A 17,514-nucleotide genomic window follows, 5' to 3' on the forward strand; every position below is an offset into this window, starting at 1 on the left:
CGTCACCAACCGCCCTGCCCCACGCCATCCGCGTCCTTGCCCGACGACACCACCTTCACCACGTCCGCGCCCGTGCGGCCGCGAATGGACGGCACGTACATGTCCTCGATGAAGGCGGGCGGCGCCGCGAAGCTGCCCGCGAACTGCGCCCGCATCACGTAGCCCACCGTGCGCGCGCTGTCGCTCCACCACGTGGGCTCCTCGAAGAAGAAGGTGGCGCGCTCGGGGCTGAGCGCGCGGCGCTTGAGCGACTCGGGCGCGAGCGGCAGCGCGTGGGGCGGCCCGCGGAACTCCTTGTCCTCCACGAGCGGCACGAAGCCCGCCGGCACCGCGTCCTCCACCACGTAGTAGGCCGAGCGGTTGCGGTTGTCGCCCTGGGCGTCCAGCGTCAGCTCCACGTACACGTGCTCGCCCTGGCTCACGCCCGTACCGGCCTCGAGCGGCACCTTGCCGCTCTCGCGCAGCACGTAGTAGCGCCGCGTGAGGCTCATGCCCTCGGCCACGGGCTTCACGTCCGCGAACGGCGTGGCCGCCTGGCCCCGGAGCGTCGCCACGCCCTGGAAGTCCGCCACCCGCACCGCGCGCGTGCCGGGCCCGAGCACCGCCACCAGGCCCATGCCCCGCGGCACGAAGCGCACCGGCCCCTCGGCCCCCGTCACCTCCGGCGGCGTGAGCTTCTTGAAGGCCTTGGCGTCGCGCTCGATGAGCCACAGGGAGTGCAGGAGCGCCGTGCTCCGATCGAAGGTGGACAGGTCCGGCTCGCTTAGCGCCTCCAGCAGCCGCCGGCGCGCCTTGTCCACGTCCAGCTTTCCGAAGGAGGCCGCGTGGGCGAGGATCGCCGAGAGGCCCACGCGGCGCAGCGGGTAGCGCCACAGGGCGTCGCTCGGCGCGGGCATCTTCGCGAGCGTGACGAAGCCCTCGTTGCTCTGGGCCACCAACTCGTCGATGCGGCCCTTGAGCGCGGGCTCCTTCATCACGTCCGCCTTCTCCGCCGCGAGCACCGCGAGCGCCAGCGGGTACAGGTCCCCCGCGGGCGCCGCCTGCACCAGCGCGCGCACCCGGGCCGCCTGCCGCGGGCCGTCCAGCCGCGCGAGCACCCAGGCGCGCGTGGCCTCCCACTCGAAGGGCAGGCCTTCCTGGGCCTCCAGCCAGCGCAGGCCGTCGGTGATGCGCGCGTCGTTGCGCTCCACGAGCCCCGCCTCCACCGCGTAGGCCAAGCCGTCCAGGGCGATGAGCGTCATGGGCACGTCCGCGGTGCTGTAGCCGCTGAACCACGTGAAACCGCCGCCCTTGACGGACAGGTCCAGGATGCGCGCCATGCCCTGCACCGCGCGGCTGCGGGCCTCGGCGAGCAGCGCCTGGCTGTCCGGATCCAACGCCTCGAGCGAGCCCGCCTTCTGGAGCGTCTGGTACAGCGCCACGTTGGGCACCGTGGTGGACACGAGCTGCTCCAGGCACCCGTACGGGTAGGACAGCAGCTCGCGCACGTTGGAGAGCGCCGCGTCCACGAGCGAGGGCTGGAGCAGCAGCTCCGCGCCGGCCACGCGCGCGCTCGCCGCCACGGGCAGCGACAACTCCCCGCCGCCCCAGGCCGACACCCGCACCGGCTCCTCCAGCGCGCCGGGCCGCACCTGCACCCCGCGCCGGTCACGCAGGGGCTCCTTGCCGCCCGTCACCTCCACCGACAGCACGGCCTCTCCCGCGCCCTGGGCCTTGAGGGTGAGGGGCAGCACCTGCTCGCCGCCCTGGGCGAGCGTCACCTGGCGCTTGTCCTCGGCCGGCGCGAGCACGCCCGCCGCCGCGAGCCGCACGCCCAGCCGCTGCTCCCCCGTGGAGGCCTCGCCCGCGGACAGACGCACCGACGCGAGCGCCTCGTCCCCCTGGCGCAGGAACTGGGGCAGCGCCGCGTACAGGTTGAGACCGCCCCGGGTGGCGAACTCCGCCGTGCCCTCGCCGAAGCGGCCCGACGTGTCCGCCGCCACGCCCGTCACCACCCAGAGCGTCTGGTTGGAGGGCAGCTTGAAGCGCACCGTGGCCCGGCCATCGCGATCCGTGACGACGGTGGGGCTCCAGAAGGCCGTATCGCGCTCCAAGTCCCGCGCCTGACGCGTGGGCGGCTTGATGGAGGCGAAGGCATGGTCAGGCAGACCCGACAGCTTGCGCGCCAGGGCCTCGCCATAGCCGTAGCCCTGGAACTCGGCGGAGAAGAAGGTGGCCACGTTGTCGCGGCCCGGCGGGTAGAAGAAGTCGAGCACCTTGGGACGGAACTCGCTCTGGATGGCGTAGACGGCCTTGTCCACGACGCCCACGGACAGCTGCGTCACTAGGCCCTGGCCCGCGTGGTCCGTCACCCGCACGTCGATGACCTGCTCGGTGAGCGGCGTGGCCTCGGCGCGGCGGGGCTGCAGGGACACGGTGAGCGTGCGCTCGGTGGGGACGATGCGGAAGCCCACCGTGCGCTCCTCCCAGCGGCCCGTGGCCGTGGGGTACGCGACGGAGGCGTACACGGCGCCACCGAAGCGCTTCTCCACGGGGAACTCGTGCACGAGCGTGCGGCCCTGGAGCGACACGAGCTGGGTGCCATACAGGCCCGCGCCCGAGAACGTCACCCACACCGGGCCCGCGTCCTTGCCGCCCGGACCCCAGCCCTGGGGCAGCAGGCCCACGAGCTGCGCGGTGTCTCCCGGCGCCAGCGTGCCCGCGAGCGCGGAGAGCGTCAGCGTGGGCACCTGGGCCACGGGCTCCTGCGCGCTGCCGATGACGAGCGTCTGCTCCTCGCCCTTCCAAACGCCGCCGCCCTTGTCCTTGATCGTCACGCGCGCCAGCACCGTGCCCACGTCCGCGGTGGGCACCTTCTCGCGCGCCACGCCGTTGGCCGCCGTGATGAAGCTCCGCGTGCCCAGGCTCTTCTCGCTTCCGTCCGCCCGGCGCAGCACGAACTCCACCTGGCCCTGCGTGGCCCCGTAGACCTTGCCCGACAGGGTGCTCGCGCGCAGGTTCAGCTGCGCCTCGGCGCCCTTCTTCACCACCGCCGCCGAGAAGCGCGCCGTGCCCAGCACCTCCACCTTGGACAGGAAGAAGGCGGCGCTCGCGTTGGCGAACGTCTTCTGATCGTCCCGCGCGCGCACCGTGAGCGTGTAGCGGTAGGGCAGCCGATCCTCGCCCTCGGCGAGCGCCGGCACGGGGATGTCGATGACGGCGTTGCCCTCCGCGTCGAACACCGGCGCGCTCGCCCACGGATCCTCGAACGCCTCGCGCTCGACCACGGTGGAGTACAGGCGCTCGGGCACGCTCAGGCGACCCTCGGTGGTGGACGCGCTGCCGTACGTCACCGCGCTGCCCTGCCCGCCCAGGCCCGCGTCATCCACCCACGCCGGCGAGTCCAGCAGCGAGCGGTAGAGGAACACCTCGTAGCGCGCCCCCGCCGGCACGCCGCCCGCGAAGCGCCGCGCGCGCACGGTGGCGTGCAGCGTCTCGCCCGGCACCACCGTCTCCTTGTCCGGCTGCAGCTCCAGGTAGAACGTGGGCTTCACGTAGTCCTGCACCCGCGCCTCGCCCTGGTGCGGCTGCGTGTCCAGCTCCGCCTGCACGCGCAGCACGCCGGTGGCCAGGTCCACGGGGACCGTCATGCCGCCGTGGAAGGCGCCGAACTCGTCCACCTTGGCCTGGGTACGCACCTCACGGCCCTCGGCCGACACGAGCTTCACCGCCACCTCGCGCCGCCGGGGGGTGAACAGGCGCGCCAGGTAGCTGTCCGGCTGGCGCACGAGCCCGCGGAACTTCACCTCGTCCCCGGGCTTGTACACGGGCCGGTCGCTGTAGATGAACACGTCGGGCGCCACCGCGAGCGACGAGTAGAAGTCCGTGTCCACGAGCGCCGTGTCCTCGCCCACGCTCGCCGTGGCGATGAGGCGCGGCTCCTGGACGGCGAGCGTCACCTCGCCCTGGGCATCGGTGGTGCCGGTGGGGCCCTTGCCGCCGGGCAGGATACACCCGCACCTGGGCGCCCGCGCGCGGCTGCTGATCCCGCCCCGCCACGCGCACCAGCACCTGCCCATCCGTCTGCTTGAGCTGCACGGTGAGGTCCGTCACCACGAGCAGCACCTGGCCCTCCACCTTGCCCTGCACGAGCTGCAAGAGGTAGGTGCCGGGCGGCAGGGGCGCGAGCTCCAGGTGACGCTCCTGGTAGCCGCTCTCGTAATAGGAGGTGTCGAAGCCCGGGACGTTGAAGTCGCGGTCCGCGCCGCCCAGGTCCAGGTTGAGCCACTGGCTGCGCACCACCGAGAACCCGGCGGGCACGCCCACGAGCTTCTCCTGGCCCTCGGCCACGCGCGCCAGGGCCTGGCCCGGCGGGGGCGGCTCGCGCTTGGGCAGGCCCGGCGCCACGGCGTCGCGGAACGGGGTGCCCAGGGCGAAGAGCAGGAAGGTGCCCGGCGCGCGCGTGGCGTTGAGGCCGCGGCTCAGCGCGTTGCCGGGGTTGGGCAACACCGGGGGTGCGTCATATGCGCGGCGGATGTCGCCCTGGGCGCGGATGAAGGCCTCCGTGCTGGCGGGCTTGAGCACGCGCAGTTGCACCGGGCCCTTGCTCTCGAAGGCCACGTCCACGCCCACGGGCTCCCCGGGGCCATAGGCGCGCGGCACGGTGATGTAGAGGGGCTTGGCGCTGGCCACCCCCGCGAGGACGAGCGCGGCCAGCAGCGCGAAACGAGCGGAATTCCTCATGAGCCAAACCCTCCCGGAACCAGCCGGTTGCCATCCACGGTGCCACGCAGGCCGATGTACGGCAGCGTCTCCACGTCCCGCTTCGCCGCCTCGATCTCCGCCGGAATCGCCGCGGAGCCCAGCGACTTGTACCCATCCGCCATGAGCCCGCCGAGCAGCCGGCCCAGGTGCAGGCCGAAGGCGACGGAGCCCTGGGCGCGCAGGCCCTCGACCACCGGCCCCGCGGCGCTGAGCAGGTTGGGGGTTCCGCCCTCGCACGCCTTGCGCAGCCGCGCGAGCACCGCGGGCGTGGAGGCCAGCACGTGGTGGCCACACAGCGTCGCGGTCTCCATCCGGTTGGGCCCGGAGAACATCTGCCCGAGCGCCGCCGCGTCCTCGGGCCGACCCCACAGCACGGCCACCTCGGTGGGCAGGGACGCATCGCCCCGGGGCGTCCACACGAGCGCCACCTGGCGCGTGCGCACGTTGCCCGGGAAGCCCTGGCCCGACCAGTACTGCTGCAGGGCGCTCGCCTCGAGCGTGTCCGGCAGCTTGAGCTGGAGCGTGAGCAGCACGGGCGTGTCCTCGGGCACCAGCTTGAGCAGCGCGTCGGACAGGGGCGCGCTGTCCAGGCGGGGCTCGTCCACCACCGAGCCGGTGATGCCCCGCGCCACCAGGCGCTGGCCCTGGACGGCGAACTGCAGGCGCACGCCCTGCGTCACCCCCACCACGTGCGTGAGCAGTTGCGCCTCGCGGCCGATCACCTCCGGGGCGAAGCCCAGCTCCACGTCCACGTCCCGAGGCGCCTCCAGATCCAGGCGCGGCTCACACAGGCCCTGCAGCACCACGGTCGCCGAGCGGCCGAACACCAGCCGCTCCCGGCCCTTGGCCACCCACAAGGGCTGCTCGGCCACGAGCCAGCGCTGCACCTGGAAGCCCTCGGCGGGCACGTCCCCCTGCCCGCCCGGACACGTCTTGGCCTCCAGCACGCCGCGGCGCAAGACGCCGTTGAGCGAGTCGAAGCTGGCCATGGCGGTGTTGCCCGGCTGGGGGACGATGATGGCGGGCGTGCCCGTGCGCGGGTTGCCGGAGAACCACACCACCCGGAAGGGCGCGGACAGGAGCTGGCCGCTCATCACGTCGATCAGCGCGCCCTTGAAGGCGCCGCCCAGGTCCTCGCCCCGCGAGGAGAACATCGCCGCCCAGCCGCCCACGAAGCCCTGGCCCAGCGGCTTCTGCAACTGCTCGCGCACCCAGGCGTTGCCCGCGAGCGCCTCGCGCACCTTGGCCGGCGAGTACACGTCCACCCAGAACGCCGGGCGCACCGCCTCGTCGGGCACCGACATGGGCTGGGGCGTGAGGGTGGCGGGGGGCAGGGCCTGCAGCGCCGGCACGGGACGGGCGGCGGACGTGCCTCCGTCGGTCGGCGCCACCGGGCCCGAATCCGTCGAGGGATCCGCGGAGTGGCGTCCGATCACGAAGGCGACCACGAGCACCACGACGAGCATGGCGATGCCCAGCCCCACGAGCAGGGCCCGGGAGGTGCCCTGTCGGGGCGGAGGGGGAAAGGGAGGGTTCATCGCGTCCACTCCTTGAAGCGGAAGAAGCCGAGGAAGGCGGTGTTCTGGGGGACCGGACGCCACTCCAGGGGCGCCTCGGTGACGAGCGAGGGCAGGAGGCCGGTGCGCACCGCGGCCCCCTTCTCGCCCGGGTGGTAGATGACGCGCGCGGGGGCATGGGCCTTGTCCTCCGGGCGCACCACGAGCATCAGGTGGAACAGGGGACCCGCGTCGCGCTCCTGCCGGAAGGCCACCAGGTCGCCCGTGCGCAGGGACTCGCGCGTGGCCTCGTCCCGGCCGAGCCGGACGAAGCCATGGGCGAGCAGCGTCTCCGCGTCCGCGAAGTGGCTCGGCTCGCCGCGCGGCCCGAGCCACAGCGGCGTGGCGAGCCGCTCGGGCCGCCAGCGGCGGTAGGCCTCCCGATAGACGAAGCGCACGAGCCCCGCGCAGTCGCGCTGCTCGGGCTGCCACCGCTCGTCCATCTGCCGCACCTGGGCGAGCGCCAGCCGCGCCACCTCGCGCCGGAGCGCGAGCTCGGACACGTCCGCCGGAGCGGCCTGGAGCAGCAGGACGAGCAGGAGCGAGGGCATGGTGGGCGTCAGTAGCTCGACAGGCCCTTCACGGCGGCGTCGAGGTTGCCGGGCCAGAAGGCGCCCTTGGGCATGGCGTCCTGCCCGGGCACGTACACCTCGGCCTTGCCGTCGCCGAGCACGTTCACCCACGCGAGCACGCGCGTGGTGCCCGGCGTGGCCAGCGGCACGCGCACCATGCGGCGCGTCTCCTGGGGCGTGCCCTCGTAGAGCACCACGTTGAGCGTGGCCACGGTGTGGGCCTTGTCGCCGCTGGGCCAGTAGTTGGTGGCGATGAGGTACAGGCCCCGGGGCGGCGCGCGGTGCACGTAGAGGTAGGGCCCGTAGGCCGGATCGTCGTAGGCCGTGTCGCCCTGGGCGTTGAGGAAGAAGGTGCCGCCGCTGGGGCTCTCGGTGTCGGCCCAGTACACGTGGGCCATCTTCTTCACGTCGAGCGTGGAGGGCGCGCCGCCCGTGCCCGGCGTGACGCTGTCCGCGGTGGGCTCGTAGATGTGCAGGTCCGTGTAGACGCCCTCGGTGTCGCTGGTGAGGATCGTCTTGAGCGGCACGGGGGGAATCTGCGCGTAGCTGGTGGCCTGGGTGCGCGTGGTGCCGCCCTGGTTGGTGGCCATGACGGTGACGACGTTCTTGCCGCTGGCGGCGGGGAACTTGCGCTGGAAGCGCCCGTTGTACGTGCGCATCAGGTAGCGGTCGCCGTTGATGGAGAGCACCACGGGATCGATGGTGGTGTCGCTGACGGTGCCCTCCACGAGCAGCATCCGGTCCACCGTCCAGCCGCCCCGGGGCGCGCTCAGCCGCACCGTGGCCGGAGTCTTCCCCTTGCCGATGGGGACGCCTTGCTGGCGGGGAGCGGCGGGAGTCGGGGCCTGGGAGAGCAGCGCGGCCAGCAGTACAGGCAGCATCGGAGGGCGCGTCCTGGTGGAGGGAAGCGCCCAGCCTGCGGCAGGAGCCCGCCGCGTTTCAAGGACTTCACGCCCCGGGGGCTACTTCGTCTTGAACCACGTGTAGCCGTAGTCGATGCACAGCTCCTCGCCCGCCGCGATGTCGCGCAGCGCGAAGGCGGCGCCCGACTCGGGGATGGGCCCATCGCGGAACTCCACGTTGGGCATGTCCGAGTGGTTGTAGAGCGCGAGCAGTCCCCAGGCGTAGGCCTTCTCCCGGCCCGGCTCGTCGCTCCAGGTGAAGACGTGGTGCAGCGCCTGGCTCTCTCGGTGGTCCTGGTGCTTGAGATCGCTGGCGGGAAAGCGGCTGATGGGCGCCCACTCCACGAGCGCGCCCTTGCGCAGGGCCTTGCGCGCGAAGACCCCGCGTCCCTTCCCCGGAACGACCCGCCACTCGACGTTGGGGTGGTACTGGTTGTCGGCGATGATGCGGTCGAAATCCGGGTTGTTCATGGCGCGTGGGTGCCGCGTGAAGTGACACCCCGGACAATAATCATCCCCCGCGTCCCGCACCCGGGTACAGGTCACGCGCCGTCGTCGTCCTCGTCCCCGCCGGTCTTTCGACCTCCGAGGATTTGATCGATCTCCGCGTGGGAGGCCTGGGCCTGGGCCGCGCTCAGCCGCCGCACCGCCTGCATTTGATCGATGATCCAATGGGCCCGCTTCTTGAGCGCCGGAGAGCCCGAGGTCACCGAGCGTTTGCGCGGCGCGGGCAGCATGGCCGCCAGGAGGGCCCCCTGGGCCGCGGACAGTTGGGAGGCGGGAATGCCGAAGTGCTCGCGCGCGCCCGCGTCGATGCCGTACACGCCCGGCCCCCACTCCACGACATTCAGGTACAGCGCGAGGATCCGGTTCTTGGGCAGCGCCTCCTCCAGGCGACGGGTGAGCAGCAGCTCCTTGGCCTTGCGCAGCAGGCTGCGATCCGTGGACAGCCACAGGTTCTTGGCCAGCTGCTGGGTGAGCGTGGAGGCGCCCCGGCCCAGCTTGCCCTGACGGATGGCCTCCTGGATGGCGTTCTCCAACTCCTTCGTGTCCACGCCCTCGTGCAGGTAGAAGCTCGCGTCCTCGGACAGGAGCACCGCGTCGATGGCCGGCTTGGAGATGGCGGACAGGCCCACCCAGGACTGACGGCGCCGGGCCTTGTGGCCCTGCTCCCGGGCCTCCTCGGCCCGCTGATCGATGAGCGCCGTCGTCTTCGGGTTCTCCTTGAGCAGCGCCGTGGCGTCCGGCAGTCGCGCGTACTCGTAGGAGACGAACACCACCAGTCCCAGGAAGAGCCCCATCGCCAGGCGGCGCCCCCACCCGCCCCCGCTCGAGGCCGTGGCCGCCTTGCCCTTCCCACCGCCCTTGCCGCCCTTGGCCGCCTTCGCGGGCACCTGCTTCGTCTTGCCCGTGTTCCCCTGCTTCACCTTCATCGTCCGGGTGCTCATGCGCGCCCTCCCTCTAACCCGAAGAGGGAGCGAGTCCAAATTCACCCCCGAGTGCGGCGCGCTCACACCTGTGGAACGAGCCTCCGGACGCTCGTCCGCTCGCCTTCCCTCTTCCCCGTCCGCGAGGCACGACCGAAACTCCCCAGCCACGACACTTGAGGAGGTGTGGATGGTGCGCAACGCGGTGTGGAGTCTGGTGGTGCTGGGAGGCCTGATGGGCGGCGTGGGCTGCGCGGGAAACAAGACGGCCACGGAGGCCGCGCTCCAGGCGGAGCAGCCCAAGGACGCCGAGGCGCAGCAGAAGGCGCGGATGTGTGGAGGCTTCGCCGGCCTGCCCTGTCCCGAGCCCCTGGTGTGCGTGGACGATCCCTCGGACTCGTGCGACCCCAAGCAAGGGGGGGCCGACTGCTCCGGCATCTGCCAGCAAGAGGGCGACCAGAACCCCCAGGAGCCGCGCTGCGACGACAAGCGCCGGCACTACGTGGCGCGCTCGCCGGAGGAGTGCATGCGCGTGCGCTTCGCCTGCCCGCCCCCGGGCGAGGAGAACGCGGACAAGCGCAACTTCTTCAGCGACGCGTGCGGCTGCGGCTGCGAATCGACGTGAGCCCCCCGGGCGCCGTCAGCGCGCCCACAGCCTCCACACGGCGAGGAGCACCAGCACCACGCCCCCGAGCAGGGCCCATCGGCCGAGGGGCGCGGTCCGCAGCCGCCGCGCCCGCCGGCGCGAGGCCACGCTCGGGGACTCCGCCGCCTTCACGTCGAGCCGCCGCTGCACCGCGGCGGACAGGGCCCGATTCAGGTCCTCGGGACGCACCGGCTCCCCATTGATGAGGAGTCGGGGACGCTCGTCGGAGGCCGACTCGGGGGATTCGGGGGCGGGGGCGGTCATCTCCGGCCCAGTGTAGCGCAGGCGCCCGTCGTGCGTTGCCCTCGGAACAACACGCTCCGGGAAGAAATCGGCCACCCGACCCGAGGGGTTCTCCCGCCGCCCCCTCGGCCGAGGGGGCGGCCACAATCCCAGCGCGCGCTCCGCCCCGACGTTAGATTCACGCGCATGTGGCGAATCCTGAATCCGCACAAAGAGAAGCTGCCGACGCCCGAGGAGGCCCTCAAGGGCCGTTCTTCCCGGATGCCGGTTCCCGCGAAGCACCACGTCAACGGCGCGCACCTGGAGGCCCCCTTCCCCGAGGGCCTGGAGCAGGTGGAGTTCGGCCTGGGCTGTTTCTGGGGCGCCGAGCGCAAGTTCTGGCAGGTGCCCGGCGTGTACTCCACCTCGGTGGGCTACGCGGGAGGCCTCACGCCCAACCCCACCTATGAGGAGGTGTGCTCCGGACGCACCGGCCACACCGAGGTGGTGCGCGTGGTGTACGATCCCCAGAAGGTCTCCTTCGAGACGCTCTTGAAGGTCTTCTGGGAGAACCACGATCCCACCCAGGGCATGCGCCAGGGCAACGACGCGGGCACCCAGTACCGCTCGGCCATCTATTGGACCACGGAGGCGCAGCGGCGGCAGGCGGAGGCCTCGCGCGAGGCCTTCCAGCAGCGGCTGAGCGCGGCCGGCTTCGGCCCCATCACCACGGAAGTGCGCCAGGCGCCCGAGTACTTCTACGCCGAGGAGTACCACCAGCAGTACCTGGCCAAGAACCCCAACGGGTACTGCGGCCTGGGGGGCACCGGCGTGAGCTGCCCGGTGGGGCTCACCACGGCGTCCTGAGGTCGCCGGGCCTAGTCCGAGCGCATGGCCTCCACGGGATCCAACCGCGCGGCGCGAGCCGCCGGGTAGATGCCGAAGAGGAGGCCCACGCCGGAGCTCATGCCCAGGGAGAGCGCCACCGCCCACGGGGGCACCACGGTGTTGAAGCCCAGCATCCAGCGCGCGAGGAAGGCCAGCCCGTAGCCCAGGCCCACGCCGAGCGCGCCGCCCAGCAGGGCCATCAGCACGGCCTCGGTGGCGAACTGGCCGAGGATGCGGCTCTTGCGCGCGCCCAGCGCCTTGCGCACGCCGATCTCCCGGGTGCGCTCCGTCACCGACACCAGCATGATGTTGAGGATGCCGATGCCGCCCACCACGAGCGACAGCAGGCACACGCCGAAGCTCGCGATGGTGATGACCTGGGAGAGGTTGTTGAACGTCGCGGTCATGGACTCGTTGGTGCTCACCTCGAAGTCATTGGGCGCGAGCGGCGCCACGTCCCGCCGGCGCCGCATGAGGAAGGACACCTCGTCCTGGGCCTTGCGCAGCAGCTCGGGCGAGGTGGCCTGCACCGCCAGCTCCAGCGAGCTCTTCGTGCCATACAGCCCGCCGTAGGCGCGCAGCGGGACGATGACCTCGTTGTCCATGCTCATCATGCCCAGGAAGCTGCCGCGCCGCTGCAGCACGCCCACCACCGTGAAGGGCCGGCCCTTGATGCGCACCTGCTGGCCCACGGGATCCGAGCCCGGAAAGAGCGTGTCCACCACGTCCATGCCCAGCACCGCCACCGCCCGGCCGTCCTCCTGATCCATGGAGCCGAAGAAGCGGCCCGCGGCCACCGTGACGCCGCTCGTCTCCACGTACTCGGCCGTGGCGCCCGTGACGCTCACCCCGGGGCGCGTCTCCAGGGTGGCGGTGGAGATGCGCTGGCCGCCCTCGCTGTCCGAGCCGGACACCTGCGCCACCGAGGGGCAGACCTCCAGGATGGCGCGCGCGTCCTCGAGCGTGAAGTTCTGGCGCTTGGCGTACATGCGCCAGTTGAAGCGGCCGAACCCCGAGGGCCACTTGCTCACCGAGAAGGTGTTGGCGCCGAGGAACGACAGGTCCCGGTTCACCTTGATGCGCAGGCCCTCGATGAGCGCCATCATGGCGATGACCGTGGTGACCCCGATGATGATGCCCAGCAGCGTGAGCAGGGTGCGCAGGGGGTTGCCCAGGAAGGTCCCCATCGCGAGCCGGAGGTTGTCCAGCGCCGCGAGCACGGAGGATTGAAAGCGTCGTCGGCTCATGGGGGCGTGCTCATTCGTAGCGAAGGGCTTCCACGGGATCCAACTGGGCGGCGCGCGCCGCCGGCCAGATGCCGAACAACAGACCCACCAAGGCGGCGAACCCCACCCCGCCGGCCACCGTGCTCCAGCGCACGTCCGCGGCCAGGGGCGTGACGAGCGAGAGCACCTTGGCCGTGCCCAGTCCCACGATCGTGCCCAAAAGGCCGCCCAGCGCGGACACCGCGGAGGCCTCCATGAGGAACTGCAACACGATGGTGCGCTTGCGCGCGCCCAGGGCGCGCCGGATGCCGATCTCCCGGGTGCGCTCGCGCACCGACACCAGCATGATGTTCATGATGCCGATACCGCCCACCAGGAGCGTGATGAAGCCCACGCCCACCGCCACGCCGTAGAGCGCGCCGGTGAGCTGCTCGTACGTCTGGGCCAGCATCTCCGGCCGGTTGATGGAGAAGTCGTCCGGCTGGCCCGGAGGCGTGCCCCGCACGCGCCGCAGGATGCCCACGAGCTGATCCTCCGCCTTGCGCATGTCCTCGGTGCTCTTGATGGAGATGGCCATGCTGAAGCTGCGCCGGCCAAAGGACGCGTAGAACGTCTTGAAGGGCACCAGGACGGTCAGGTCCTGATCCCGATCCAGCAGCTTGCCCTTGGGCGCGAGCGTGCCCACCACCTGGAAGGGTCGCCCGTCGATGCGAATGGTGCGCCCGATGGGATCCAGCCCGCCGGGAAAGAGGTTGGCCGCCACCGTGGCGCCGATGACCGCCACCGGCCGGGACATGGCGTCGTCCCCATCCGTGAGCGGACGGCCCGAGAGCACCTGGTAGGAGGCGACGCTGATGTACTCGGACGTGGTGCCGGTGACGTCCACCATGGAGAGCTGCTCGCCATTGAAGGACACGTCCCCGGCGCGGGCCACCATGGGGGCGAGCCCGGACATGTACGTGAACTGCGAGCGGATCTGATCCACCTGGCCCAGGGTGAAGTTCTTGCGGTTGCGGAACTGCCACCAGTCGCCCTTCATCACCCAGGGGAACTTGGAGACGTAGAGCGTGTTGGTGCCCATGGACGCCAGCTGCTTGTCGAAGGAGGCGTTGAGCCCCTGGATGATGCCGACGATGGCCAGCAGCGTGGCCACGCCGATGCCGATGCCCACCGTGGTGAGCACCGTGCGCATGCGGTTGCTCTTGAGCGAGAAGAGCGCGATGCGCGCCCCCTCCAGCACGTCCACGCGGACCACCCGGTTCATGCGCCCCCCGCGGCCAGGCCGTGCGCGTCCCCGCCCAGGGCCACGTCGCGCCCCGGCCCGTCCGCCACCACATGCCCGTCACTCAGGCGGATGGCCCGCGGACAGCGCGCCGCCAGCTTCGGCTCGTGCGTGACGAGCACCAGCGTGTTGCCCGCGCGGTGCAGCTCCTCGAACAGGCGGACGATCTCCTCGCCCGTGGCCGAGTCCAGGTTGCCCGTGGGCTCGTCGGCCAGGAGCATGGACGGCTCGGCCACCAGCGCCCGGGCGATGGCCACGCGCTGGCGCTGACCGCCGGACAGCTCGTTGGGCCGGTGGTGCATGCGGTGCTCCAGCTGCACCTTGGCCAGGGCCGCGCGCGCCCGCTCCCGCCGCTCCTTGGGCCCGATGCCCCGGTACACCAGCGGCAGCTCCACGTTGGCCAGCGCCGTCTCGCGCGGCAGGAGCTGGAACGTCTGGAAGATGAAGCCGATCTCCTCGTTGCGCACCACGGCCAGCTCGTCGTCCACCATGTGGGACACGTTCTTGCCGTTGAGCAGGTAGCTGCCGCTCGAGGGCGTATCCAGGCAGCCGAGCACGTTCATGAGCGTGCTCTTGCCGGAGCCCGACTGGCCGATGATGGCCACCCACTCACCCCGGGCGATGCCGAAGGACACGCCGCGCAAGGCGCGCACCTCCTCGCCGCCCACGTGGAAGACGCGCGTGACGTCCCGCAGGTCGATGAGCCGGGCGGGATCCGCCCCCGGTGCCGGGCTCACGACTTGGACCCGCCCGGGCCACCCTGCTGCGGCTCGCGCACCATGTCTCCCGATTTGATCTCCTTGGACAGCGTGCGGTAGGGCCCCTCCACCACGCGGTCGCCCTCCTGGATGCCCTCGAGGATCTCCAGATCCGAGTCCGAGGCGATGCCCGTGCGCACCCGGCGCGCCTGCGCCTTGTTGTCCGCGTCCACCACGAAGACCACCTTGGCCAGTGACTCGCCCCGACGCTGCGCCGCCAGGCCACCGCCCTCCACCGGGGGCGTGAAGTCCGGCAGCGACTTCTCCGGCCGCACCGTCACCGACTGGATGGGCACGAGCACCGTGTCCTTGTGCGTCTCGGCGGAGATGCGCGCCTCGGCGCTCATGCCCGGCAACACCCGGGGCGGCCGCGAGCTGAGCGCCACCTGCACCGGGAAGCTCGTCACCTCGGCCTCGGTGCCCGGGTTCTTGATGAGCGCCTGCTGGGCGATCTGCACCACCTCGCCCTCGAAGCGCTCACCCTCGAGCGCGTCCACGGAGATCTCCGCCGGCTGGCCGGGCTTGAGGTGCACCACCTCGTGCTCGCCCACCTCGAACTTCACCTCCATGACGTTGAGCGCCGCGATGGTCATCACCACGTCCTCGGACAGGTCCGAGCCTCGCACGCGCTCGCCCACCTCGCGCGACACCTCGATGACGGTGCCCTCGATGGGCGACAGGAGCGTCGTGTTCTCCAGGTTGCTCTGCTGCTCCTCGTACACGGCGGAGGCCTGCGCCAGGCGCTGCTGCGCCGCGGCGAGCCGACCCAGGGCCGAGTCCCGCAGGGCCTTGGCCTGATCCACCTCGGCGCTGGAGGCCAATTCCTTGCGCCCCAGGGCCAGCACCCGCTCGAGGTCCGCGTTGGCCCGGTCCGCCTCCACCTGGGTCACCTGCGCGTCCGAGCGCGCCGCGTTCTGGGCGGCGAGCGCCTGCTTCACCCCGGCCGCGTAGCGGCGCCGGTCGATGCGGCCGAGCACCTGCCCCTTCTTGACCGTCATGCCCTCCTTGACCAGCAGCTCCACCAGGTCGCCGGAGAGGTTGGAGGAGATCTTCACCGTCGTGGCCGACTGCACCTTGCCCGCGCCGGTGATGGTGCGCGTGATGGTGCCCTTGCGCGCCTTGGTCAACTGCACCTCCACCGAGGGCGGGGGCCGATCCTTCAAGCCCCCCACGGTGATGGCCGCCGCCCCGACGAACAGACCGCCTGCGATGACCGCCTTCCACCACTTCATTGAGCCTCTCCCGGGTACAGCGTTCCCATGGCCCGCATCAGCGCGAAGCGGGCGAGTTCCACGTCGATGCGATTCTCCAGCAGCGTGAGCTCCGACTGGGTGAGCTTGAGCTGGGCGTCGCGCACCTCCAGGGTCGAGCTGACCCCGGCGTTGAAGCGTTCGGTGGCCAGGGCCAGGGCGTCGGCCGCGGCCTTGCGGTTGGTCGCCGCGAGCTCGGTGGCGAGGATCTGCGCCTCCACGGTCGCGTGCGACTGGCGCACCGCCCCCTCCAGGTCCCGCTCCGCCTGCCGCAGGTTCAGCTCGGCCGCCTTGCTCTGCAGTTGGGCGCGGCGCGTGGCCGCCTGGGTGGAGAAGCCGTTGAACAGGTCCCACGACAGCGAGAGGATGCCCGTCACCGAGTTCTGCAGCGCGGGCTCCAGGTAGACGACGTCCGCGTTGGGACCGTTGCGGCCGTACTGGGCCTGGAAGCTCAACCGGGGCAGGTAGCCCGCGTGGGCGATGCGCTCCTGGGCCTCGGACGCGCGCAGCTGCTGGCGCAGCGCCACCAGCAGGGGCCGGTGGGTGCGCGCCTCGTCGAGCGCGGCGGCGAGCGGGGGCGCGGGCGCGGGCGTCTCGCGCAGCACCCCGGGGTCCACCGCCGACACCAGCTCGGCGCCCGGCAGGGCCAGCCACGTGGCCAGCGCCACCTGATTGGCCGCGAGCTGCGAGCCCCGCGTCGCCACGGCGATGCGATCGTTGCCCAGGTTCACCTGCGCGGCGAGCTCCTCCGCCTTGCCCACCCGTCCCGCCTGGAACAGGGCCCGCGAGCGCTCGAGCTGCTCCTCGCTGCGGCGCACGTTGGCCTCCAGCACCTGGATGGTGGCCTGGGTGCGGTAGAGCGTGAAGAAGCGCTGCACGCCCTCGAGCTCCGAGGCATCGCGCTGCTCGATGGCCTGCCCCTTCTGCACCTCGTACAGCGCCCCGCTCTGATCCAGCCGCGCCCAGATGGCCCGGTCATAGATGAGCTGGGTGAGCGACAGGCCCAGGCTGAAGTTGGCGTTGGCCGCCGCCGGCACGTCGATCACCTGCCGCTGGAACGTGCCATCGCCCACGGGCACGACCGTGAAGAAGCGCTGGGGGCCGTTGTACTCGGCCAGCGCGCCCGCGCTGAAGCGCACCTGGGGCAGCAGCGACGCACGGGCGACCCGCACGTCCTGCTCGGCGCTCGCCGCCTCGAGCAGGGCGACCAGGGCCTGGGTGTTCTCCCGGCTGCGCGCGCGCGCCTGCTCCAGATCGATGGGCGTGGCCGCCAGGAGCGCGGTAAACAGGAACGCGTTCATGCCGCACCTCCCGCCTGGGCCGCCGCCATGCCCGGCAGCCCCACGAACACCACCCCCGCCAGGGCGATGTAGAGCAGCGCGAACAACACGAGCGCCCGGCCCCGGCTCATGCCCGTGGCCGCCGAGAAGCCCAGGCCCAGCAGGCCCGCGCTCCAGAGGTTGAAGAAGTCCACGGCCCGCGCCGCCCGCGCCACCTTGGGCCCCAGGTCCCGGAGCACCGCCAGGCTCGAGGGCACCAGGTCCTGCACCTGCGCCTCGGACAGCGAGGGCTGGGCGAGCGCGCACAGCGTGAAGATGAGGTGGTAGAGCGCGATGGGCAGCATCGCCAGCGCCGCCGCCGACCACAGGCGCGCGAACGGGGCGGGCCGGTCCAGCAGCCACGCGCACGCCCACAGCCCCACCGCGAGCACCAACGTCAAGAGCGGCATGAGGAGCACGCCCTTGGCGACCCCCGCCACCAGCGCCTTGCGCGAGGCGTTCTGGATCTCCTCGGAGAGCTCGCTCTCGGTCATCCGCTCCAGGCCTCCCGCGGATTGGAGCTGCCGCACCACCGCCGGCGCCGCGTTCCAGCGCAGCGCGAAGGCCACCCCTGAAGCGGACACACACGCGACGAGCAGCAACAGGGGCCAGAGCCAGCGGCGAGCCTCGACCGCGATGCGCGTCCCCTCCAGGGGATCCAGCAGCACGCGGGTGGGTTGAACGAAGGAGATCATAATGAAGAGAGCACGGGGCCACGGGGAG

14 protein-coding genes and 1 pseudogene are annotated in these 17,514 nt (G+C 71.9%); 2 read left to right on the forward strand and 13 right to left on the reverse strand.

What is annotated here, in order from left to right; translation table 11 throughout:
- Positions 1 to 2: 2 nt before the first annotated feature.
- The 6 genes and pseudogenes from I3V78_RS27580 to mtgA all read right to left on the reverse strand — a co-directional run bounded on the left by I3V78_RS27580 (position 3) and on the right by mtgA (position 9,221).
- A pseudogene (locus tag I3V78_RS27580) lies at positions 3 to 4,722 on the reverse strand (alpha-2-macroglobulin family protein).
- Positions 4,719 to 6,281 carry a hypothetical protein gene (locus tag I3V78_RS27585; protein ID WP_204491698.1) on the reverse strand — a complete coding sequence of 521 codons (1,563 nt, stop codon included), beginning with the start codon at positions 6,279 to 6,281 and terminating at the stop codon, positions 4,719 to 4,721. Before I3V78_RS27585 ends, I3V78_RS27580 begins: the two are co-directional and overlap by 4 nt.
- On the reverse strand, positions 6,278 to 6,850 hold the full coding sequence (locus I3V78_RS27590) for a DUF1175 family protein (RefSeq protein WP_204491700.1): 573 nt from the start codon (positions 6,848 to 6,850) through the stop codon (positions 6,278 to 6,280). Before I3V78_RS27590 ends, I3V78_RS27585 begins: the two co-directional genes overlap by 4 nt.
- Positions 6,851 to 6,858: 8 nt before the next feature.
- The gene (locus tag I3V78_RS27595; RefSeq protein ID WP_204491703.1) at positions 6,859 to 7,752 is read right to left on the reverse strand and encodes a DUF2135 domain-containing protein; all 894 of its coding nucleotides are present in this window, start codon (positions 7,750 to 7,752) and stop codon (positions 6,859 to 6,861) included.
- Positions 7,753 to 7,833: 81 nt separating this feature from the next.
- Positions 7,834 to 8,244: an SET domain-containing protein gene (locus I3V78_RS27600; protein WP_204491705.1), complete on the reverse strand. Its 411-nt coding sequence runs from the start codon at positions 8,242 to 8,244 to the stop codon at positions 7,834 to 7,836.
- 71 nt (positions 8,245 to 8,315) lie between these two features.
- Positions 8,316 to 9,221 carry a monofunctional biosynthetic peptidoglycan transglycosylase gene (gene mtgA, locus I3V78_RS27605; protein WP_275583509.1) on the reverse strand — a complete coding sequence of 302 codons (906 nt, stop codon included), beginning with the start codon at positions 9,219 to 9,221 and terminating at the stop codon, positions 8,316 to 8,318.
- A 169-nt stretch (positions 9,222 to 9,390) separates the two neighbouring features.
- Here mtgA and I3V78_RS27610 point away from each other — a divergent pair, with 169 nt between their 5' ends.
- Positions 9,391 to 9,825 carry a hypothetical protein gene (locus I3V78_RS27610; protein WP_204491707.1) on the forward strand — a complete coding sequence of 145 codons (435 nt, stop codon included), beginning with the start codon at positions 9,391 to 9,393 and terminating at the stop codon, positions 9,823 to 9,825.
- A gap of 15 nt (positions 9,826 to 9,840) precedes the next feature.
- On the opposite strand, the gene I3V78_RS27615 is transcribed toward I3V78_RS27610, so the two are convergent.
- Positions 9,841 to 10,110 (reverse strand): hypothetical protein, encoded by a 270-nt coding sequence (locus I3V78_RS27615; protein ID WP_204491709.1) that lies wholly within the window; start codon positions 10,108 to 10,110, stop codon positions 9,841 to 9,843.
- 165 nt (positions 10,111 to 10,275) lie between these two features.
- On the opposite strand from I3V78_RS27615, the gene msrA reads away from it, so the two are divergent.
- Positions 10,276 to 10,935, forward strand: a complete 660-nt coding sequence (gene msrA / locus I3V78_RS27620; RefSeq protein WP_204491712.1) for a peptide-methionine (S)-S-oxide reductase MsrA — start codon at positions 10,276 to 10,278, stop codon at positions 10,933 to 10,935.
- An 11-nt stretch (positions 10,936 to 10,946) separates the two neighbouring features.
- On the opposite strand, the gene I3V78_RS27625 is transcribed toward msrA, so the two are convergent.
- From I3V78_RS27625 to I3V78_RS27650, 6 genes are read right to left on the reverse strand one after another with little or no spacing between them, the layout of a single operon-like run.
- Positions 10,947 to 12,176, reverse strand: coding sequence for an ABC transporter permease (locus I3V78_RS27625; RefSeq protein ID WP_204496820.1), 1,230 nt, complete (start codon positions 12,174 to 12,176; stop codon positions 10,947 to 10,949).
- Positions 12,177 to 12,213: 37 nt separating this feature from the next.
- On the reverse strand, positions 12,214 to 13,446 hold the full coding sequence (locus I3V78_RS27630; protein ID WP_204491714.1) for an ABC transporter permease: 1,233 nt from the start codon (positions 13,444 to 13,446) through the stop codon (positions 12,214 to 12,216).
- Positions 13,443 to 14,201: an ATP-binding cassette domain-containing protein gene (locus I3V78_RS27635; RefSeq protein ID WP_204491717.1), complete on the reverse strand. Its 759-nt coding sequence runs from the start codon at positions 14,199 to 14,201 to the stop codon at positions 13,443 to 13,445. Before I3V78_RS27635 ends, I3V78_RS27630 begins: the two co-directional genes overlap by 4 nt.
- On the reverse strand, positions 14,198 to 15,454 hold the full coding sequence (locus I3V78_RS27640; protein ID WP_204491719.1) for an efflux RND transporter periplasmic adaptor subunit: 1,257 nt from the start codon (positions 15,452 to 15,454) through the stop codon (positions 14,198 to 14,200). The genes I3V78_RS27635 and I3V78_RS27640 overlap by 4 nt, the downstream gene beginning before the upstream one ends.
- Entirely contained in the window at positions 15,451 to 16,773 is a 1,323-nt protein-coding gene (locus I3V78_RS27645; protein ID WP_204491721.1) for a TolC family protein, read from the reverse strand. Before I3V78_RS27645 ends, I3V78_RS27640 begins: the two co-directional genes overlap by 4 nt.
- Positions 16,770 to 17,486: a YIP1 family protein gene (locus I3V78_RS27650; RefSeq protein ID WP_204491723.1), complete on the reverse strand. Its 717-nt coding sequence runs from the start codon at positions 17,484 to 17,486 to the stop codon at positions 16,770 to 16,772. The genes I3V78_RS27645 and I3V78_RS27650 overlap by 4 nt, the downstream gene beginning before the upstream one ends.
- Between the last annotated feature and the right edge of the window lie 28 nt (positions 17,487 to 17,514).

This window comes from Archangium primigenium (assembly GCF_016904885.1).
In the GTDB taxonomy this organism is placed as follows: domain Bacteria; phylum Myxococcota; class Myxococcia; order Myxococcales; family Myxococcaceae; genus Cystobacter; species Cystobacter primigenius.